Below are 19,294 nucleotides of genomic sequence, written 5' to 3' on the forward strand. Positions count from 1 at the left end.
GGAGCGAATGTAGAGATGGCTATTAACATTTTAATCAGTGACCCATTAAGCGAAGATGGTATTTACCCTCTTCGTCAAGAAAAACAACTAGATTTGAATATTGTGGTTAACACTGGCCTTCCACCAGAAGAATTAAAAACAATTATTAAAGACTACGACGTATTACTTGTACGTAGTCAAACAAAAGTAACTCGTGACATCATAGAAGCGGCTGACAACTTAAAACTTATTGGTCGTGCAGGTGTAGGTGTTGATAACATTGACCTTGAAGCAGCAACTGAAAAAGGAATTATCGTAATAAACGCTCCAGACGGTAATACAAACTCAGCTGCAGAGCATACAACTGCAATGATTATGGCTTTAGCTCGTCATATTCCTCATGCATACCTATCATTAAAAGAAGGTCGCTGGGATCGCAAAAAGTTCGTAGGTGTTGAGTTAAAAAACAAAACGCTAGGGGTTATCGGCTTTGGCCGAATCGGTCAAGAAGTTGCTCATCGCGCAAAAGGCAACCGTATGAATGTTATTGCTTACGACCCATTCCTAACTGCTGAAAAGGCTGAAAAAGCTGGTGTAGAATTTGGTACTGTTGAAGATGTTGCAAAAGTTTCTGACTTTATCACGGTGCACACACCACTTTTAGATTCAACTCGTCATATGATCAATGAAGATGTTTTCAATGTCATGAAAGACGGTGTTCGCATTATTAACTGTGCTCGTGGCGGTATTATCGATGAAGAGGCACTATACAACGCGATTGAAATTGGTAAAGTTGCTGGTGCAGCATTAGACGTAATGGAAGATGAACCATTCGTAGGTAACCGACTTCTTGACTTACCACAAGTCATTGCTACGCCACACCTTGGTGCTTCAACAATCGAAGCGCAAGAATCAGTTGCGATTGATGTAAGTAATGATATTTTAAGCTATTTCAAAGAAGGTACTGTTCGTAACCCAGTGAATACGCCATCTGTTCCAAAAGACATGGTTGCAAAAGTAGAGCCATTCTTTGAACTAGCAGATAAAATCGGAGCTTTTGTTTCTAACTTAACCAATGAAGCAATTGAAGAAATAAATGTTTACTATTCTGGTGAACTTGCAGGATTCGACGTTCGCCCATTAACAAACAACACAGTTAAAGGTGTACTTACTCGTAATCTTGGCAACCATGTAAATAATGTCAATGCTCGATACTTAGCAGAACGTAATACAATTAAAATTAACGAACATAAATCTACAACTGCAAAAGCATTCTTAAACTCTATTTCTGTTGAACTAGTAACCAAAAACGAAACTCATAAAGTAAAAGGTACTTTACTAAATGGACTAGGACCACGCATCGTGCAAGTGGATGAATACGTAGTTGACGTTGTACCACAAGGGCATATCATTTTCATTAAACACACAGATAAACCTGGTGCAATCGGCCGTGTCGGTACACTACTTGCTGACAAAGAAATTAACATCGCAACAATGCAAGTTGGTCGTTCTAACCAAGGCGGAAATGCAATCATGATGCTTTCAGTTGATAACTCAGTAGATAATGTAGACTTCTTAACAAACCAAGATAATATCTTTGAAGCAAAAGCAATAAACTTATAGATTATTAGATATAAATATAGCAGTCTCTTGTAAAAGAGGCTGCTTTTTTATGTATATTGGATTATTTTTGTATATCTAGGGTTATCTGCGATATTTGAAGTTATATCCGCGCTTTGGAAATTGCATCCGCGATTCCAACAATTCACGTCTTGTAGCAAGCTCTGTCTAGCAGATTTTATCCCCTTCATCATCCCCTTCACACAACAGCTTTCTGTTCCCAAAATTATAGTTGTCTTTCACTATATAACACGCCGGACCAACTAAAAAAAGAGTAGCTAACATGGCTACTCTTAGAAAAATCAATATAAACGATAAATCACTAAAACCAAAGTTAAAATACTAGCAACTATAGACATCGGATCTTTCAATAATTTTTTCATAGCCACATATCCTTCCTCGGTTATGAACGATTTTCCACTTTACTAGTTTCAATTTTTAACTACTGGATTTCATCTAACAATCGAACAAGTTCATGAAGTGAATGAATCTCATAAGTAGGCGTAATTCCCTCTACCTTTTGTTTATCTTCACGATTTATCCATGCAGAACGCATTCCAACTCGAGAAGAACCAAGTATATCAGTCATTAAGTTATCCCCTACCATAATCGCCTCATCTGCACTAATCTGTGCAGTTTCAAGCACATGCTTAAAAATGGAGGCTGCTGGCTTACCTTCACCAAAATCACCTGAAATAATAATATGGTCAAAATAAGGAACGATTTCTGATGTGATTTTCAATTTCAAATTTTGTAAACTTGGCGCACCATTTGTTAATAAAATAAGCTGATACTTTCCTTTTAAACAATCCAATACTTCAAACGTTTCTTCATAAACAAATGGACTTTGCATTCTGGCCTCCACAAAGTATTCAGCAAGCTCTGCTCCTAGCTTGGCATCATTTACGCCAAGTTTTACTAATCCATTTATCCAAGCATCTTTACGATAATTTGGAGCAATCTTTTTTAGTTCTTGAAATTCGGGAGTTGGATCATCAAATGTACCCCAAAGTCCTTCAAATGGGTTAATTCCAATCATTTGTGTATATTGAAATGTAGGGTATGTACTATATAATTCACGTGCTGACTCTCGTACAGCATCTTCTAACGCCTCCGTATTTAAATCTATAACTGAAGCAGCCTTCTTACATGTTAAGGCAAAAGCTGTTGCGATACTTTTCTTGTCCCATAATAATGTATCATCTAAGTCAAATACCAAAGTTGAAATTGTCACTTGTGCGTTCGCTCCCTAAAGTTCATCTTATTATTAATATCGTAGCATAGTTTCCTTAAAAAATAACGGAATTTTCTATAAATATCATTATAAACTTTTTATATTTAGGTTTTGAAATTTTTGACCTTCATATATAAATTTTATTAATGTTTTTTCCTATTTATACATATTAAAATCAATAAATCTCCCTCTTAAAAAATATAGAGGGAGATTGTTCTTACTCTGATTTAGAAGTTGTTCAACAGTTCATTACTTTTGAATATCGACATTTTTAAGATCGATTTCACCTAATTTGTTTGGAGTCATATTCTTCACATAATCTTTTACTACATTAAGATTCGTGTAGTAGTAAATTGGTGCAACTGGCATATCTGTCATTAGAATTTTTTCGCCTTCTTTTAAGTATTCAAGACGTTTTGCTTCATTGACTTCTTTTTCAGCTTTTTGCATAAGTGCTTTGTATTCTGGATTTTCCCAACCTGTATCGTTATTACCATTCTTAGCTGTATCATAACGTTCTAGGAATGTGTAAGCATCGTTGTAGTCTGCAATCCAGCCTAAACGAGCAACATCATAATCAAGAGCTGTTAATTTATCTAGATATACTTGCCATTCAGAGTTATCGATTTTTACATCGATTCCTAAGTTTTTGTGCCACCCTTCTTGAATATATTGAGCGATGGCTGCATGAGCTTCACTTGTATTAATAGAAATGCCAATTTTAATATCGCTTGCATTTTTGATTCCTAATTCTTTCATACCTGCTGCAAGAGCTTTTTTAGCTTCAGCCATATCATTGTCTTTGATGTAACCTGTTTGATTTTCAAATCCTTTAACCGCTTTTGGCACCATACCTAGCGCTGGAGTTTGTTCACCTTTCACAACGTCTTTAATTAATGCTTCACGGTTAATTGCTAAAGTTAGAGCTTTACGGATGTTTTGATTACTTGTGTATTTACCTTTAGTGTTGAATTTGTATTCATAAATAGCTGCGTAATCCTCGATATTTAAAGTTTTATCTTTTTTATAACCATCAATTGCATCAAGTGGAACCGTTTGGAATGGAGATCCTAAATAGTCAATATCTCCACTTTTAAACATACGATTAGCAGTAGTTTCTGATTCAACCATTTTAATATTAACTGTGTTTAATGCTACATTATCAGCATCAAAGTAATCTGGATTCTTTTTAAGTGTAATGGAGTCACTGTGTTTCCATTCAGCTAATGTGAAAGGTCCATTTGTTACATAATTATCACCAGCATCAGAAGCCCATTTTTTGTTAGCTTTTGCCACTTTTTCATTAACTGGTTTATAAGTATAGAATGCAGTTAATTCTAAGAAGTAAGGTGTTGGATTCTCAAGTGTTACTTCTAAAGTTTTGTCATCAATTACTTTAATACCAAGATCATCAGCTGAACCTTTTCCTTCGTTATACGCTTGAGCGCCTTTGATTGGATAAAGGATAGATGCATATTCAGATGCATTTTTAGGGTCTAATGCCCATTTCCATGCATATGCGAAATCTCCTGCAACAACTGGATCGCCGTTTGTCCATTTAGAATCACGTAGCTTGAATGTATAAGTTAATTTGTCATCGCTTACTTTTACATCCTCAGCAACAGCATTTTGTACATTACCATCTTTGTCAACGCGAGTTAGACCTTCAAATACTGAACGCAAAATAGCTCCTGATGTACTATCAGTTGCAAGTTGTGGATTCAAACTTGGTGGCTCGGATGGAATTGTTAGATTCAATGTTTTATCTTCAGATTTTGTATCAGCAGTTTTAGATGAATCACTACTTTTATCTGAAGAACCCCCGAAGTTACATGCTGCTAATACAAGCATTAATGCTGATAATAGCAGTAGTGAAAAAACCTTTTTCTTCATAATAATCCCCCTTATTTTTGGTGAAAATTTTCGATAGTTACTAACCAAAAGTAACTACTATCTATTACTATAGCAGAGGATTCACTATAAAAAAACAAAATTTCTCACTTTTCCAAAAACAATAAATTATCTAAAATTTACGTCATATAAATATTTAGTGGATAAATATTCACGTTTTAATTAACTATTTATGTATTTTAACTGTTATATTTGCTAAACAATATATTACTTGAATGTTTATACATTGGGATGTTTTATCTTTTGAAATGTTTTTCTGAAAATTTCTATCACACTAAAGTAGTAAAGTGTCGAATTTAGCAAACAACTCATGTTAGAGGTTAGTTTCTACTACTTGCAATGTTGTATCCGGCTGACGATTATTTAAGTCCTCTGCGCAGTCCTGTTCAATAAAAAAACCAAGACCTAGTTTTAGATCTTGGCATTTGAATTAATTATTTTGTCCATCTAGCAATCTGTTCATCTGTTCCATAAACAAAGTGTCCAGGAAAGACTTCATGAGTTGATGCGTTATCCCCTGTTTCCTCATGTTGATATGGAATACGTGTACGTTTACTTTCTGAGATTGGATCTGGTAGTGGAATCGCAGAAAGTAGTGATTGCGTATATGGATGTACAGGATGGTGATAGATATCATCTGCAGTACCGAGTTCTAAGATTTTACCACGACGCATTACAGCGATTCGGTCACTGATATATTTAACCATAGATAGATCATGAGCGATAAACAGATACGTTAAACTATGTTTCATTTGAAGCTCTTTTAGTAAGTTTACTACTTGTGCTTGAATGGATACATCAAGTGCTGAAATTGGTTCATCGGCAATGATAAAACTTGGGTTTAAGCTAAGTGCTCTAGCAATACCAATACGTTGGCGTTGACCACCTGAGAATTCATGTGCATAACGGTTCATATGTTCTCTGTTTAAACCAACAGCTTCTAATAGTGAACCAATTTGTTCTTTACGTTCGGCCTTATTTTTGTAAAGGCCGTGAATATCAAAGCCCTCTGCAATAATTTCTCCAGCTGTCATACGTGGATTTAAAGATGCATATGGATCCTGGAAAATCATTTGCATTTCACGTTTGAATTTTTTTAATTCACTTTTAGATTTTTTACTGTGAATATCTTTGCCGTTAAAAATGATTTCGCCATCTGTAATATCATAAAGGCCAATAATTGAGCGTCCAGTTGTAGATTTACCGCAACCAGATTCTCCTACAAGACCTAGTGTTTCACCTTTATACACATCAAAGCTGATTCCATCAACAGCTTGAATCGTACCGAAATGCTGTTTTAAATTTTTTACTTCTAAAATTTTCTCAGGCATTTTGAGCACCTTCCTTTGCTAAATAACCATCGATTCGTTTTTGAACCGCTTCTGGTACTGGAACATTCGGTGCATCAGGGTGTAATAACCATGTTTTCGCATAGTGTGTATCACTTACTTTAAACATAGGTGGCTCCTGTTCATAATCGATTTGCATTGCAAATTCATTACGCGGTGCAAATGCATCCCCTTTTGGTGGGTGGATTAAGTCTGGAGGTGAACCAGGAATTGTACGTAACAATTCATCTGTCTTATTATCAAGATCAGGCATCGAACCAAGTAACCCCCATGTATATGGATGTTTTGGATTGTAGAAAATCTCATTTACATTACCGTATTCCACAATTTGACCCGCATACATAACAGCTACGCGGTCTGCGATATTCGCCACAACCCCAAGGTCATGAGTAATGAAAATAATAGATGTTTTGCTTCTCTTTTGAATATCTTTCATCAATTCAATAATTTGAGCTTGAATCGTAACGTCAAGAGCAGTTGTTGGCTCATCAGCAATTAGAAGCTTAGGTTCAGCTGCAAGTGCAATTGCAATAACTACACGTTGACGCATACCACCTGAAAATTCATGTGGATATTGCTTAAATCGTTTTTCTGGGAATGGAATCCCCACTTCATCTAATAACTCAATGGCACGTTTCTTTGCTGATTCTCTTGTTGTTTTTTTGTTATGTTTTAAAATAACTTCCATGATTTGCTTTCCAACTTTCATCGTTGGGTTTAAAGCTGTCATAGGATCTTGGAAAATCATCGCAATATCATTACCACGAATTTTTTGCATTTCTTTTTCAGATGCAGAAACAAGGTCTCGTCCTTCAAAAAGAATTTGACCATTTGCATAAATGCCTGGTGGTTGAGGAATGAGTTTCATTAAAGCGTTACTAGTAACACTTTTACCAGAACCTGATTCACCAACGATGGCAAGTGTTTCACCTTGTTTCAGATCAAAACTCACACCACGTACAGCATGAACAACCCCTGCATAGGTTTTAAAGTTGATTTGTAAGTCTTTTACTTCTAATAATGTGTTACTCATTTTCTCACCTACTTCTTCCTTACATGATTATTTACGTAGTTTTGGATCTAATGCATCGCGAAGACCATCGCCTACAGCATTAAAAGCAAAGATTGTAATAGAGATAAAGGCTGCAGGGAAGATTAGACGCCATGGTGCAGTATCGATTGCATTATTCCCTTCAGAAGCCATTGTTCCCCAGCTGGCCATTGGTGCAGGTACACCTAAACCTAAATAACTTAAGAACGATTCAGTGAAAATAGCGTTTGGAATTGTTAGAGTCATTGTTACTAAGATTGCGCCAAGTGCGTTTGGCACTAAGTGTTTCATTATAATATGGCTTGTTCCAGCACCGAGTGTTCTTGCTGCTAACACATATTCTTGATTCTTAATGGACAATACTTCACCACGTACAATACGGGCCATATTCACCCATCCTGTAATGGATAATGCAATAATCATTGGGAGTAAACCTGGTTGCAAAACTACTAATAGAATAATAACTACTAATAGATAAGGAACTGCTGTTAATACATCGGCAATACGCATCATGATATCATCTACACGCCCGCCTACAAGTCCAGCAATCGCTCCCCAAGCAACACCGATAATTAAGTCAATGATCGCTGCAGCTATCCCGATGAATAGTGAGATTCGAGCACCTACCCAAACACGAACAAAGACATCACGACCAAGATCGTCTGTACCAAACCAATGCTTCGCTGATGGAGGGGCATTATATACACCTAATTGTTCACGATAACTATATGGTGAAAATAAAGGAACGAAAATTGCAAGTAATGCAACAATTATTAACAGGATTAAACCTACAATGGCTAATTTGTTATGTGAGAAACGAAGCCTAACTTCTTTCCAGAAGGAAACAGATTTGTCTGCAAGTTTTTCTGTTTCAGCATGATTTCCGCCAACAATTGTAAATTTGTCCTTTGAAATTTTAGGAATTTCATTTACAGGTTGTGTCATTATTTTTTCGCTCCTCTCAATTTAATACGTGGATCGATAAATCCATAAAGAATATCTACTATTAATACCGCGAATAATAGAATAATAGAATAGAATACTGTAGTACCCATTATTACTGTATAGTCACGGTTTGTAATACTTGTCACGAAGTATTTACCTAGGCCAGGAATCGCAAAGATTTGTTCCACGATGAAACTACCTGTGATAACACCAGCAGCTAATGGTCCTAGATAGGTAATAACTGGTAGAAGAGCGTTTCGTAGGGTGTGTTTGAAGACAATTGTCCATTTACCAATCCCTTTAGCGCGTGCCATTTTCACATATTCACTGTTATTTTGTTCAAGCATACTTGAACGTGTTAGTTTTGCGATAAAACCCATGTGTGTGATCGCAATTGCAAGTGCTGGCATAATACTGTAGACAAAACCATTCCAACCACTAATCGGTAGTAGTTGCATTTTTAAACCTACAAAGTATTGTAATAAACCCGCCAAAATAAAGGACGGAATGGATATTCCTAGGACAGCAAATGTAGTCCCTAAGTAATCGGGGAATTTGTTGTGATATAGAGCTGTTATAGCACCTATTAATACACCAAAGCCCACTGCAAGAATCATCGCTTCAATACCTAATGTCAAAGAAATTGGGAAACTCTCAGAGATCATATCATTTGTAGAACGATCTTTGTATTTCATAGATTCACCAAAATCAAATTTTGCAGTGGAAACTAAATAGTCTTTATATTGGACATACCATGGATTATCTAATCCATATTCCTTATTAAGAGCTTGCTGAATTTCAGGTGGCACACTCTTTTCACTAGCAAATGGGCTACCAGGGGCAATTCTCATAAGGAAGAATGTAGCAGTTACGATTACAAAAAGTGCAACTAGTATATAAACAAGTCTTTTTAAAATATACTTAACCATTCACGTAGCCTCCTTTAGGTTCATTCATAATATAGAAGGGGTTGCCTAAAGTCATCACCGAAATGATGCCCGGCAACCCTATTTGGCATTACTTACCGAAAGGCTAGTAATACAAAGTGTTATTGATTATTTTTCAATTTTAACGTTTTTAAGGTTAATGTTGCCTAGTAAGTCAGGAGCCATGTTTTTCACATAGTCTTTTGCAACATATAGGTTAGTGTAATCATAAATTGGTGCTACTACATATTCAGACATAATTAATTGTTCAGCTTGTTTTAGAAGTTCCATACGTTTCGCTTCATCAGTTTCTTTAGTAGCTTTCGTCATTAAGTCTTTATATTTTGGATTTTCCCAACCAGTCATGTTGTTACCATTATCAGCAGTTGTGTATGAATCTAAGAATGTGTTTGGATCATTATAATCAGCAGTCCAACCCATACGACCAACTTGGTAATCGATTTTACTCATTTTGTCTAAGAATACTTGCCATTCAGATGTATCAATTGTTACATCAACACCTAGGTTTTTATGCCATCCTTCTTGGATGAATTGAGCGATAGCTTGGTGACCTTCATCAGTGTTAATAGAAAGTTTGATTTTAATATCGCTTGGATTTTTAATACCTAATTCTTTCATACCTTGTTGAAGGGCAGCTTTTGCACCTTCAATGTCGTTATCTTTGAAGAATTGTGTTTGGTTTTCAAAACCAGCGATTGATTTAGGAACGATACCATAAGCAGGTTTTTGTTCACCTTTAGTAATGTTATTAATTAAGTCTTGGCGATTAATAGCTAGAGTTAATGCTTTACGAATATTTTCATTTTTCATGAATTTATCATTCGTATTGAATCTGTAATCATAGCTTGATGCTAAATCAGAGATGTGTAAAGATTTGTCTTTCTTATAAGTATCAATTTTATCAAGTGATACGCTTCCAAATGGAGCACCTACAAAATCAAGGTCACCACTTTGGTACATACGATCAACTGTTGCATTAGATTCAACCATTGCAATTTTAACTGAATCTAAACCTACATTTGCTTTATCCCAGTAGTTTTGAGATTTTTTCAATGTTACTGATTCATTGTGTTTCCATTCAGATAATTCAAATGGTCCGTTTGTTACATAGTCTTTACCAGCATCAGAAGCCCATTTTTTGTTAGCTTCAGCTACTTTTTGATCAACTGGCATGTAAGTATAGAATGCAGTTAATTTTGTAAAGTAAGGTGTTGGATTGTTTAATTTTACTTCTAGAGTTTTGTCATCAATTGCTTTTACACCAACAGCGTCAGCTTTACCTTTACCAGTGTTGAATGCTTCAGCACCTTTAATAGGATATAAGATGTAAGCATATTGAGAAGCATTTTTAGGGTCTAGCGCCCATTTCCATGCATATTCGAAGTCACCTGCAACAACAGGATCTCCGTTTGACCATTTTGCATCACGTAAAGTGAATGTGTAAGTTAACTTATCATCGCTAACTTTTATATCTTTAGCTATAGCGTTTTCAACTTCATCTTTATCATTTACACGAGTTAAACCTTCGAATACCCCGTTAAGAATCGATCCAGATTGAGAATCTGTTGCTAATTGTGGGTTTAAGCTAGGTGGTTCTGAAGCGATTGCAAGATTCAGATTTTTTTCTCCAGATTTTGTTGAAGAATCTTTTGAAGAATCTCCACCGAAGCCACAAGCCCCTAATACTAAAGTAAGAGCAGCAAGGATTGTTAACCACATAAAGTTTTTCTTCTTCATGTTATAAATCCCCCTAAATATAATATAGAATTTTCGCTATTTTTAAATAGCTGTTAATACTATATCAAACAAATAACCATAAATAAAGAAGTTGATAGAATATTTTTAAATTCGCAATAAATGAAGTAATTCAAAACTATCACCTATTTCAAACTTTACTTTATATTTCTGTATTTTTATTAAAAATAAATGGTCAAAATAGTCGAATAACTAATATTTATAGTTCTTAATATATAATTATAACTTACTGTATATTCAGTCTATTGTCACAATTTTAAAAAATATTAGCGCACTAATATACTAAAGTATGATAGATTTATATTCACCATCAAAAAAATTTACATTTTATGCCACCTTAGTATATATTATTTTGAGACTTCTAAGGGATTAAATACTTAATTATTTTAAATTCGACATAAAAAAACCTGTATTTTTATTAAATAAATACAGGTTTTTTTATCATTTTACTTTTCTAGTATAATTTAAACAAAAGAATGCATTAGATTTATTAAAATAGTCTAAAGCTAGCATGATTGATTTTTTATAATTATGACCGATTGTGAACGAAATTCCATGATTGTGGGTTAAAAAATTCAATCACTGCATTTCGAATAATTATTCAGAGATGGAAAGACTTAAGTTTTATTTCCCAGATTTACATCGTTTTAAATTTCAGCTAGGCAACTACTAATCGATTGTTGAATTGATTTGTACTTTTCATTTGCAGCAGTAGATATATAGAAGCTTTTTAAAAAGCTTTTGCAATTTGTATGAAGCTTTAAGTATTTTTCTTCATCAATTTTATCTTTTTGTTGTTTTAAAAACTTAGGTACTATAATTGATAATTCCTCTACGATTTTATAAGGTAACCCAATTTCTAACATCGTCATAATTGGTTTTAGTATATGTTCGTCCTCATCAGCAATATAAACATCAGCATAAGTAAATACTTTATTTACTAATGCTTGATATATGTCGGGATAGTGTTGAACATTTAACTTAGGATTTTTGACCAATTCATTAATTGCATCGGCAGTTAATGCTACACTGTACGCCCATCCTTTTTCAGGAATATACCCTCTTAAGTCTTGCTCTAAATCTAAATAGAGAAGGAGTTCATTTTTTACTTTATCGAGTAATGGTAAGGTGATAAATGAGCGTTCTAAATCCTTTGCTAATATTAATGATATAAGTAAGACGGAATGTGCTCGTTTGAAAATATGATTTGTGCCAACTTCCCCAATTTCAAAAAATAGATACTCGTCCCCTAGTGCTTTGTTTAGCAAATTGACGAGTGACTCATCCGATATATGATCATCATGAATTAAATAATTAAACTCCCGATAGATTAAGTCTTCTCTAAGTTCGATTTCAGGTGAGCCAATATGCTCCATCATGGCGTCAATCAATTCTTGTTGATTGATTTCCTCCCGTGTAACTTCCCCGCTTCGAATATCTAATAGTTGTTTTTGTAATTGTTTTTCATCCATAAAAGAGACCTCCAATACGAATACTTTATCGACTGAACTCAAAATATTGCTTTTTATATTATTATGTCGATTACTCTGTATTGATTTTATTATTATAGCATTCTAGTTTGATGTTGTCTGATGCTTGGTATGTTCTATGGTATGTATTCATTGGTAGATGTATGCATGGCTTGTACAATATTCGTTTTATTAAAAAAGAGCTAGTGTATTTTTTTCACACTACGCTCTCTTTTTGCTTTTATATAGACTTCATGATATAAACGTGAATTAAACAAACAGAAGCCAAATAATCATTGTAACGAGGATTGTTGTAATCCCTTGTAGTAATGTTGCCATTGTTTGCGCCTTATAAGCATCGGTAACTTTCATACCACTAAATTGTGTGACAACCCAAAAGAAACTATCATTTACATGGCTAACTGTCATTGCACCAGCACCAACTGCCATAACTACTAATGCTAATGGTAGTGCGCCTTCAATTCCTAATGTAGGTAGCATTGGAGCAATTAATGATGAAGTAATAACTAAAGCAGCAGTAGATGAACCTTGTGCGGATTTTAATGCTGCTGCAATTAAAAATGGGACTAATAAGAACAACAAACCTTGTGATAATACACCTAAGTCCATTGATTGTAGAATATCTGCTACACCAGTATTTTTTATAATCGTCCCAAAAGCACCACCTGCACCAGTAATTAATAGAATGGGTGCCGCTTCTTTCAAACTTTCTCCAATCCAATCATTTAATGTCACTTCACTTATTTCAGGAAGTAATAAAAATGAAGCTAATACACCAAATAGTAATGCTACAGATGGTGAACCAACAAATTGTAGGAAATGGGACAAACCTGAATGATTATCTATTGTTAATGCCGCGATTGATCCAATACCAATTAATACAATTGGTAGAACGATAGGCAAGAATGCTTTAAATGTAGAAGGCATTTTACCAAAAGATTTAATCACTTCATCATAGTCTAAAACCTCTTCGTGATCAGCTGGAACATCAATCTTCGTACCTATCTTAACTGCCCACAAATAACCAACAATTGTCGCTGGAATTGCTACTATCAAACCTACCAAAATGATTGTTCCAAGATAATTAGTTGCCCCAATATTCCCAGCAGCTGCTATTGGCCCCGGAGTTGGTGGAACTAATGTATGCGTTGCATATAGACCAGTTGCTAATGCTACAGCCATAGATGCAACTTTAACTTTTGCTCGTTTAGCTAAAGACTTTTGTAAACTTGATAAAATAATGAAACCTGAATCACAAAATACTGGAATAGAAACAATATACCCAATAATACTCATAGCAAGCTGTGGTCTTTTTTCACCAAGAATTCGTAAGACTACTTCAGCCATTCGGTATGCTGCACCTGATTTTTCAAGAATAACACCGATAATTGTTCCTGCAATAATCACAATCCCGATGTTTGTCATCAATCCCCCGAAACCTTCATTAATATTCTTGACAACATCCAGAAGCGGCATACCTGACGCGATTCCAACAAAGAAAGCTGCAATAATTAGAGCCAAAAATGGATGCAATTTCAGCTTTGCAGTGGAAAACACGATAAACAATACACCAATTAATATAATAAGAAATAACATATTAACACCCCTATAATTTTAAAAGTCTTAGTACCGTTTCATATGTTCTTTGTTTTAAATGTAAAGAAGCATTTTCTATTGATTCTTTACTTGAAACTTGTTCATTGACTACACTAGCAATCTCTATAAAATAGTTTGCTAGTTGTGCTATGCTTTTTTCTTCTATAAAACCAGAAATTAAGGCCACTGGTACTTGCTGCTTTGCTGCTTCTTTCGCTATTCCAATTGGTGCCTTTCCAGCAAGTGTTTGTAAATCTGATTTTCCTTCCCCTGTTAACACAAATGATGCTGATTGAAGATGATGTTTAAAATCTATTGCTTCCATGACCACATTAATTCCTGACTTTAGTTGTACTGGAAAGAATGCCAGGAATGCACCTCCAATACCACCTGCAGCACCTGCTCCTTCCATTTGATGCAGTGCAATACCTGTGATATTTTCTATTAAATCTGCTAAATGGCTTAAATTGAAATCAATTTCTTTCACCATTTCGCAGGTAGCCCCTTTTTGAGGGCCGAAGATTGCAGTTGCGCCATTTGGACCTATTAGCGGGTTATCCACATCGCATGCAATGATGAATTGAGACTCTTTTATGCGATGATCAAATTTGCTAGAGTCAATTTCCACTAAATCTCTTAATGACTCTGCACCTTTTGCTAAAACGTTGCCATTTGCATCCAAAAATTTCATTCCCAAAGCAGCAAGCATCCCAGTACCTCCATCATTTGTAGCACTTCCCCCAATACCAATGACAAATTTCCTATACCCAGCATCTAATGCATGAAGAATTAATTCACCTGTTCCGTATGTTGAAGTAATTAATGGATTACGTTCTCTTTGTGATAAAAGTGTTAAACCTGACGCTTTTGCCATTTCAATAATGCAAGTTTCACCATCACCAAGAATGCCATACTCTGCAGTAATGATTCTACCTAACGGGTCTTGAACTTGAACTGAATTAATCTCTCCATTTGTTGCATTCACAAGGGGCTCAAGCGTACCTTCACCACCATCTGCTACAGGTAATAGTACTGTTTCAATTTTTACATCAACTTTTTGAATAGCTTCTGCCATCGCTTTTGCCGCGTCTATTGCGGATAATGATCCCTTAAAAGAATCTGGGCTGACAATGATTTTCATGTCAATTCCTCCTAAAAGTAAAACGCTTACATAAAATTATAGTGATAAATATTCATCTTTACATTATACTTATTGTATAATTTTCCTGTAATATAACAGTGATATTTTCGACATGGAGGAGTACAGAATGATTTCAAAACAATTGGCTAATCAAATAGTTGAACAAACAATGTTAAGATTACACCGCAATATTAATGTAATGAATACAAATGGTATGATTCTGGCTTCGGGAGATCAATTACGTGTAGAAGGTATCCATGAGGGTGCAAAAATTGTTGCAGAAACGGAAAAGCCCTTAATCATTACAGAACAAAGTATGCACCAATTCCCAAAAACAAAACCAGGGATTAACCTTCCAATTTTCTTTCAAAATGATTTAGTAGGGGTAGTAGGAATTACCGGAGATGCTGATGAATTAGTTGAAATTGCAACCCTTGTTCAACTCACGACTGAAATGATGGTGCATCAAGCACTGATTGCTTCTCAATCAGAATGGAAACGTAAATTGCGTGAACGTATTTTTGAAGATTTGCTAAATGAACAATCAAATGAGAAAGTACTAACTGAACAATTAACCAAAATTTCCTTTTCCACAAATCCCCCATTCTATCTAATAATCGTGAAAGCAACACCGAAACAACAATCTTATCAATCTTTTGTTGAATACTTAGAGGATTTCTTTATCCCTGAACCTGTATTAGTTGGCAAATATCAATTAGAGGAATACTTTATCTTAACATCTGGAATCGATGAGAAAATTTTGAGAAAAAACCTCTCATTATTGGTTAAACAAATCAAGAAATATGCGAATGTAAAAATGGGTGTCGGACAAGTGGTAGATGACTTAAGCAAGATTCGCCATGCTTACGATACTGCTAAAACCGCAATCGAATATAGTGAACCAGAACAGTATATTACTTTTTTCGAATCAGTGGAGATTCATTCATTACTTAAAAGGAAAGATTCATTCGAAGCACGCCATTTTACGAAACGAATATTAAATAAGGTAAACCTCAAACTTTTACATACTTTAGAAGTGTTTTTGCAATGCAATCAACAACTTTCTGTGACTGCAGAAGCTTTAGATATACATAGGCATACATTATCTTATAGACTAAACCAAATTTATGAACAGACTGGATACAACCCTACTGTTTTTCAGGATGCGCTAGTTTTACAAATCGCGATATGGTTAATGGACGAAAAAAAGAAAGAGTGATTTGACGTCACTCTTTCTTTTTCATTTTGTAACTATTTACTTACTTCAAAACCATATAGCTCATCTAATGCTTGGATTTTTTTATGAATAGCTTCTTCATAAGTTAAGATGTATGCTGCAGGTTCTTTGGGGTTATGGTATTGCTTAATCTTCCCTGTTTCTGCATTTACGAGTTTTGTTGAGGCTCCACATCCAAGTCCAATAATTGTTTGTACTTCTTCCATTATCACAATATTATAGATACTTTCTTCATCTGGTAATGAATATCCTACATTTTCAAGATTGCCTAGTATATTCTTTTGTCTATAAAGATAGTAAGGTGTATACCCATGAGCGTCTGTCCATTCATGGGCACGTTGCATCATCGCTTCTGCTGTTTTACGATCTGCTACTTTATATTTATCTTTGTTATGTGTCATTTCTGAAGCACGTTTAAACGACAAGGTATGAACTGTCAAAGATTCTGGCATCATTTTTTCGGATTCACTGAGAGAATGTTCAAATTCTTCAAGGCCTTCGTTTGGAAGTCCGATAATTAAGTCCATATTAATATTATTCATACCAGCATTTCTTGCCATCCAAAATTTATCGATTGTTTCTTGAACGGAATGATGGCGGCCAATTGCTTTCAATGTTTCATCTGTATACGACTGTGGGTTTACACTAATTCGGTCGATTCCCCATTTTTTTAGCACTTCTAATTTTTCTGGTGTAATTGTATCGGGCCTTCCTGCTTCAACGGTGATTTCTCTAATTGTTTCAAGATGTGGAAATGAATCAAACATTGTTTTATACAATGCATCCATTTCTTCTGCTTCAATTGAAGTTGGTGTACCCCCACCCCAATAAACTGAAGTGATTTTCATATCATGCTGCTTTAACCATTTTCCCATCTCTTCGATTTCATAATGTAAACCATCTAAAAATGTAGCGACTCTGCCTTGCTTACGATTACTTTGAATGGCATAAGCAGGGAAAGTACAATATGCACATTTTGTTGGGCAAAATGGAATCCCGATATAGATACTAACATCTTTCCCAATTGCATCTAAATCAGGAATTGCTTTCAATTGTGTATCTACTATACTTTTTAACAATTTAATCTTCTCATCAGAAAGACTAAATTCTCTTATTAATCGATCATGAATTTCTTCTTCAGATAATCCTGCTTTTCTAAATTTATGGTAAAGCTTTGTTGGGCGAATACCTGTAAGAATCCCCCATTGTTGTTTGATTCCCGTCATTTGTTCCAACGTATCAAGTAACACATGTGACAATGCACGTTTCAAACGAATCTTTTGTTCTTTTTCAGTACCTTCTGTTTCATATTCTTGCTCGAAATGACTTATATATTCGGTACCCATTGCTTGCAATGTCGCATCCGTAATGATGGTAAATTGCTCATTCGTATAATGATTCAAGGAAACCAATAAATCGGGTACCAAGTCCCCTTTCGCTAACTTTGTATCTTCAAAAAACAAATTTGTTATATCATGAAACACACGCATAAAATCTTGTGGGTATTCTTGAACTACTTTTAATACTTTCATACACCTGTCACTACTTTCCTTATTACATTTTGCAATCTATTTTCAAATTATTGAACTGTCTAATGTTAATCTCTAAACTCAAAACATCCTATTTATTGTAGCAAATTTTAAGTAAAATCTCGAAAAGAATCTTATTTTGGATTTAATCATTCTTAGTGTAAATGCATTTCCATAGAAGGTGTTTATAATACTTTCAACTTACTACCACTTTAGTTCTATAAGTAAAAATTATGGACTTATATAAAATATCTATTATTCATCTTATACTTCTTATTTGGTATGTTATAGAAAAGGGGGGAATTATAATGCGAATTTTTGATGCACATTTTCATATTATTGATTTTGACTTTCCAATTATAGAAAACCAAGGATATTTACCTCCAAGTTATGTTGTAGAAAATTATCAAAACGAAACTGCTGATTTAAATGTATTAGGGGGAGCTATTGTATCTGGTTCTTTCCAAGGATTTGATCAAGACTATTTAGTAAAAGCACTTAAACAAATGGGGCCAACATTTTGTGGCGTAACACAATTACCTTATACTGTGACGGACGAAGAAATACTAAATTTAAACAAAAACGGAGTAAAAGCTTTACGCTTTAATATTAAACGAGGCGGCTCAGAAGATTTATCGAAGCTGGATTTCTTCGCTAGAAGAGTTTATGAATTAGTAGGTTGGCATAGCGAGCTTTATATTGATGCAAAAGAGTTACCTGAAATCGCTTCAACGATTGAAAAACTACCAGCCATATCAATCGATCATTTAGGGTTATCTGAAGAAGGACTCCCTCATTTATTAAAACTAGTTGATAAAGGGGTACATGTGAAGGCTACTGGTTTTGGCCGAGTAGATTTAAATGTTGAGAATGCGCTAAAATCAATTTACGAAATTAATCCAGATGCTCTTATGTTTGGAACAGATTTACCATCGCCAAGAGCAAAAAGAACATTTGAGTATGGAGATATTGAATTGATTCAACAACTCTTTGATGAACAAGCTACTGATAAAATCTTGTACACAAATGCTCTCAAATGGTATTTCAAATAATTTATAGTGCTAAAGTAAATTTATTTGGTAATAAAAAGCTCTCAAGTACTTGTGACTTGAGAGCTTTTTCATCTGACTTCTTATTGATCTAATTCTTGGTATAATCCTTGAATTGGTTTTACAAGTACACGATTGATTTCTTCGATTAGGCCACTTAATGCCATTTCAGCTTGTAGCATTTTTGCGATTTTTTCATTTTGTTGTGCTAGTTGTGCTACTTTTTGAGCGTATTGTAATTCGTCATCTTGAGGTTGTTCACCTTTCATTTGTTTTTCTTGCAATGATAGTTGAACTTTGCGGAAATTTTGGAAAATTGCTTTAGCTTCTGAATCAGCTTTGACTGCTGAAATCGCTTCTTGTAATGCGTTAAATTCACTTGTTTTACGGAATGCTCCTTCTAATGCGTTGATTTCGTTATAAATATTAATCAATTCATTTCCCTACTTTCTCTTTTTATT

General features: G+C 34.7%; 15 protein-coding genes. 3 read left to right on the forward strand and 12 right to left on the reverse strand.

The genetic code is table 11. From position 1 onward, the window contains the following. The first annotated feature begins 15 nt into the window (after positions 1–15). Positions 16–1,602 carry a phosphoglycerate dehydrogenase gene (serA, locus tag ACWV26_RS16205; protein WP_455895741.1) on the forward strand — a complete coding sequence of 529 codons (1,587 nt, stop codon included), beginning with the start codon at positions 16–18 and terminating at the stop codon, positions 1,600–1,602. Positions 1,603–2,041: 439 nt separating this feature from the next. On the opposite strand, the gene ACWV26_RS16210 is transcribed toward serA, so the two are convergent. The 10 genes from ACWV26_RS16210 to ACWV26_RS16255 form a co-directional block, all read right to left on the reverse strand. Next, entirely contained in the window at positions 2,042–2,833 is a 792-nt protein-coding gene (locus tag ACWV26_RS16210; protein WP_455895742.1) for an HAD family hydrolase, read from the reverse strand. A 249-nt stretch (positions 2,834–3,082) separates the two neighbouring features. After that, positions 3,083–4,726 (reverse strand): peptide ABC transporter substrate-binding protein, encoded by a 1,644-nt coding sequence (locus ACWV26_RS16215; RefSeq protein WP_455895743.1) that lies wholly within the window; start codon positions 4,724–4,726, stop codon positions 3,083–3,085. Positions 4,727–5,178: 452 nt separating this feature from the next. Beyond that, positions 5,179–6,075: an ABC transporter ATP-binding protein gene (locus ACWV26_RS16220; RefSeq protein ID WP_455895744.1), complete on the reverse strand. Its 897-nt coding sequence runs from the start codon at positions 6,073–6,075 to the stop codon at positions 5,179–5,181. Next, a complete protein-coding gene (locus tag ACWV26_RS16225; protein WP_455895745.1) occupies positions 6,068–7,126 on the reverse strand; it encodes an ABC transporter ATP-binding protein in 1,059 nt (352 codons plus the stop codon). The genes ACWV26_RS16220 and ACWV26_RS16225 overlap by 8 nt, the downstream gene beginning before the upstream one ends. A 27-nt stretch (positions 7,127–7,153) precedes the next feature. Continuing rightward, complete coding sequence (locus tag ACWV26_RS16230) at positions 7,154–8,089, reverse strand: ABC transporter permease (RefSeq protein ID WP_455895746.1); 936 nt, start codon at positions 8,087–8,089, stop codon at positions 7,154–7,156. After that, a complete protein-coding gene (locus ACWV26_RS16235; protein ID WP_455895747.1) occupies positions 8,089–9,018 on the reverse strand; it encodes an ABC transporter permease in 930 nt (309 codons plus the stop codon). Before ACWV26_RS16235 ends, ACWV26_RS16230 begins: the two co-directional genes overlap by 1 nt. Positions 9,019–9,144: 126 nt before the next feature. After that, positions 9,145–10,773 carry a peptide ABC transporter substrate-binding protein gene (locus tag ACWV26_RS16240; RefSeq protein WP_455895748.1) on the reverse strand — a complete coding sequence of 543 codons (1,629 nt, stop codon included), beginning with the start codon at positions 10,771–10,773 and terminating at the stop codon, positions 9,145–9,147. Between the two features lie 665 nt (positions 10,774–11,438). Then, the gene (locus ACWV26_RS16245) at positions 11,439–12,263 is read right to left on the reverse strand and encodes a DUF2785 domain-containing protein (RefSeq protein ID WP_455895749.1); all 825 of its coding nucleotides are present in this window, start codon (positions 12,261–12,263) and stop codon (positions 11,439–11,441) included. Between the two features lie 267 nt (positions 12,264–12,530). After that, positions 12,531–13,877 (reverse strand): GntP family permease, encoded by a 1,347-nt coding sequence (locus tag ACWV26_RS16250; protein ID WP_455895750.1) that lies wholly within the window; start codon positions 13,875–13,877, stop codon positions 12,531–12,533. Between the two features lie 10 nt (positions 13,878–13,887). Then, complete coding sequence (locus ACWV26_RS16255) at positions 13,888–15,018, reverse strand: glycerate kinase (protein ID WP_455895751.1); 1,131 nt, start codon at positions 15,016–15,018, stop codon at positions 13,888–13,890. Between the two features lie 127 nt (positions 15,019–15,145). Between ACWV26_RS16255 and ACWV26_RS16260 the strand changes: the two genes are divergently transcribed. After that, entirely contained in the window at positions 15,146–16,237 is a 1,092-nt protein-coding gene (locus ACWV26_RS16260; protein WP_455895752.1) for a CdaR family transcriptional regulator, read from the forward strand. A gap of 32 nt (positions 16,238–16,269) precedes the next feature. Here ACWV26_RS16260 and ACWV26_RS16265 read toward each other — a convergent pair whose 3' ends face one another. Continuing rightward, positions 16,270–17,787 carry a coproporphyrinogen III oxidase gene (locus ACWV26_RS16265; RefSeq protein ID WP_455895753.1) on the reverse strand — a complete coding sequence of 506 codons (1,518 nt, stop codon included), beginning with the start codon at positions 17,785–17,787 and terminating at the stop codon, positions 16,270–16,272. A gap of 305 nt (positions 17,788–18,092) precedes the next feature. On the opposite strand from ACWV26_RS16265, the gene ACWV26_RS16270 reads away from it, so the two are divergent. After that, positions 18,093–18,836, forward strand: a complete 744-nt coding sequence (locus ACWV26_RS16270; protein ID WP_455895754.1) for an amidohydrolase family protein — start codon at positions 18,093–18,095, stop codon at positions 18,834–18,836. An 80-nt stretch (positions 18,837–18,916) separates the two neighbouring features. Here the strand turns inward: ACWV26_RS16270 and ACWV26_RS16275 are convergent, their stop codons facing one another. Next, a complete protein-coding gene (locus tag ACWV26_RS16275) occupies positions 18,917–19,267 on the reverse strand; it encodes a YlbF family regulator (protein WP_455895755.1) in 351 nt (116 codons plus the stop codon). Between the last annotated feature and the right edge of the window lie 27 nt (positions 19,268–19,294).

It is taken from the genome of Rummeliibacillus sp. JY-2-4R, assembly GCF_053847205.1.

Excerpts from the sequence above, each read along its gene's own strand:
- ACWV26_RS16240 (WP_455895748.1), bottom strand. The coding sequence starts at position 10,773 with ATGAAGAAGAAAAACTTTATGTGGTTAACAATCCTTGCTGCTCTTACT.
- ACWV26_RS16260 (WP_455895752.1), top strand. The coding sequence starts at position 15,146 with ATGATTTCAAAACAATTGGCTAATCAAATAGTTGAACAAACAATGTTA.
- ACWV26_RS16215 (WP_455895743.1), bottom strand. The coding sequence starts at position 4,726 with ATGAAGAAAAAGGTTTTTTCACTACTGCTATTATCAGCATTAATGCTT.
- ACWV26_RS16245 (WP_455895749.1), bottom strand. The coding sequence starts at position 12,263 with ATGGATGAAAAACAATTACAAAAACAACTATTAGATATTCGAAGCGGG.
- ACWV26_RS16220 (WP_455895744.1), bottom strand. The coding sequence starts at position 6,075 with ATGCCTGAGAAAATTTTAGAAGTAAAAAATTTAAAACAGCATTTCGGT.
- ACWV26_RS16270 (WP_455895754.1), top strand. The coding sequence starts at position 18,093 with ATGCGAATTTTTGATGCACATTTTCATATTATTGATTTTGACTTTCCA.
- ACWV26_RS16230 (WP_455895746.1), bottom strand. The coding sequence starts at position 8,089 with ATGACACAACCTGTAAATGAAATTCCTAAAATTTCAAAGGACAAATTT.
- ACWV26_RS16265 (WP_455895753.1), bottom strand. The coding sequence starts at position 17,787 with ATGAAAGTATTAAAAGTAGTTCAAGAATACCCACAAGATTTTATGCGT.
- serA (WP_455895741.1), top strand. The coding sequence starts at position 16 with ATGGCTATTAACATTTTAATCAGTGACCCATTAAGCGAAGATGGTATT.
- ACWV26_RS16255 (WP_455895751.1), bottom strand. The coding sequence starts at position 15,018 with ATGAAAATCATTGTCAGCCCAGATTCTTTTAAGGGATCATTATCCGCA.
- ACWV26_RS16235 (WP_455895747.1), bottom strand. The coding sequence starts at position 9,018 with ATGGTTAAGTATATTTTAAAAAGACTTGTTTATATACTAGTTGCACTT.
- ACWV26_RS16250 (WP_455895750.1), bottom strand. The coding sequence starts at position 13,877 with ATGTTATTTCTTATTATATTAATTGGTGTATTGTTTATCGTGTTTTCC.
- ACWV26_RS16225 (WP_455895745.1), bottom strand. The coding sequence starts at position 7,126 with ATGAGTAACACATTATTAGAAGTAAAAGACTTACAAATCAACTTTAAA.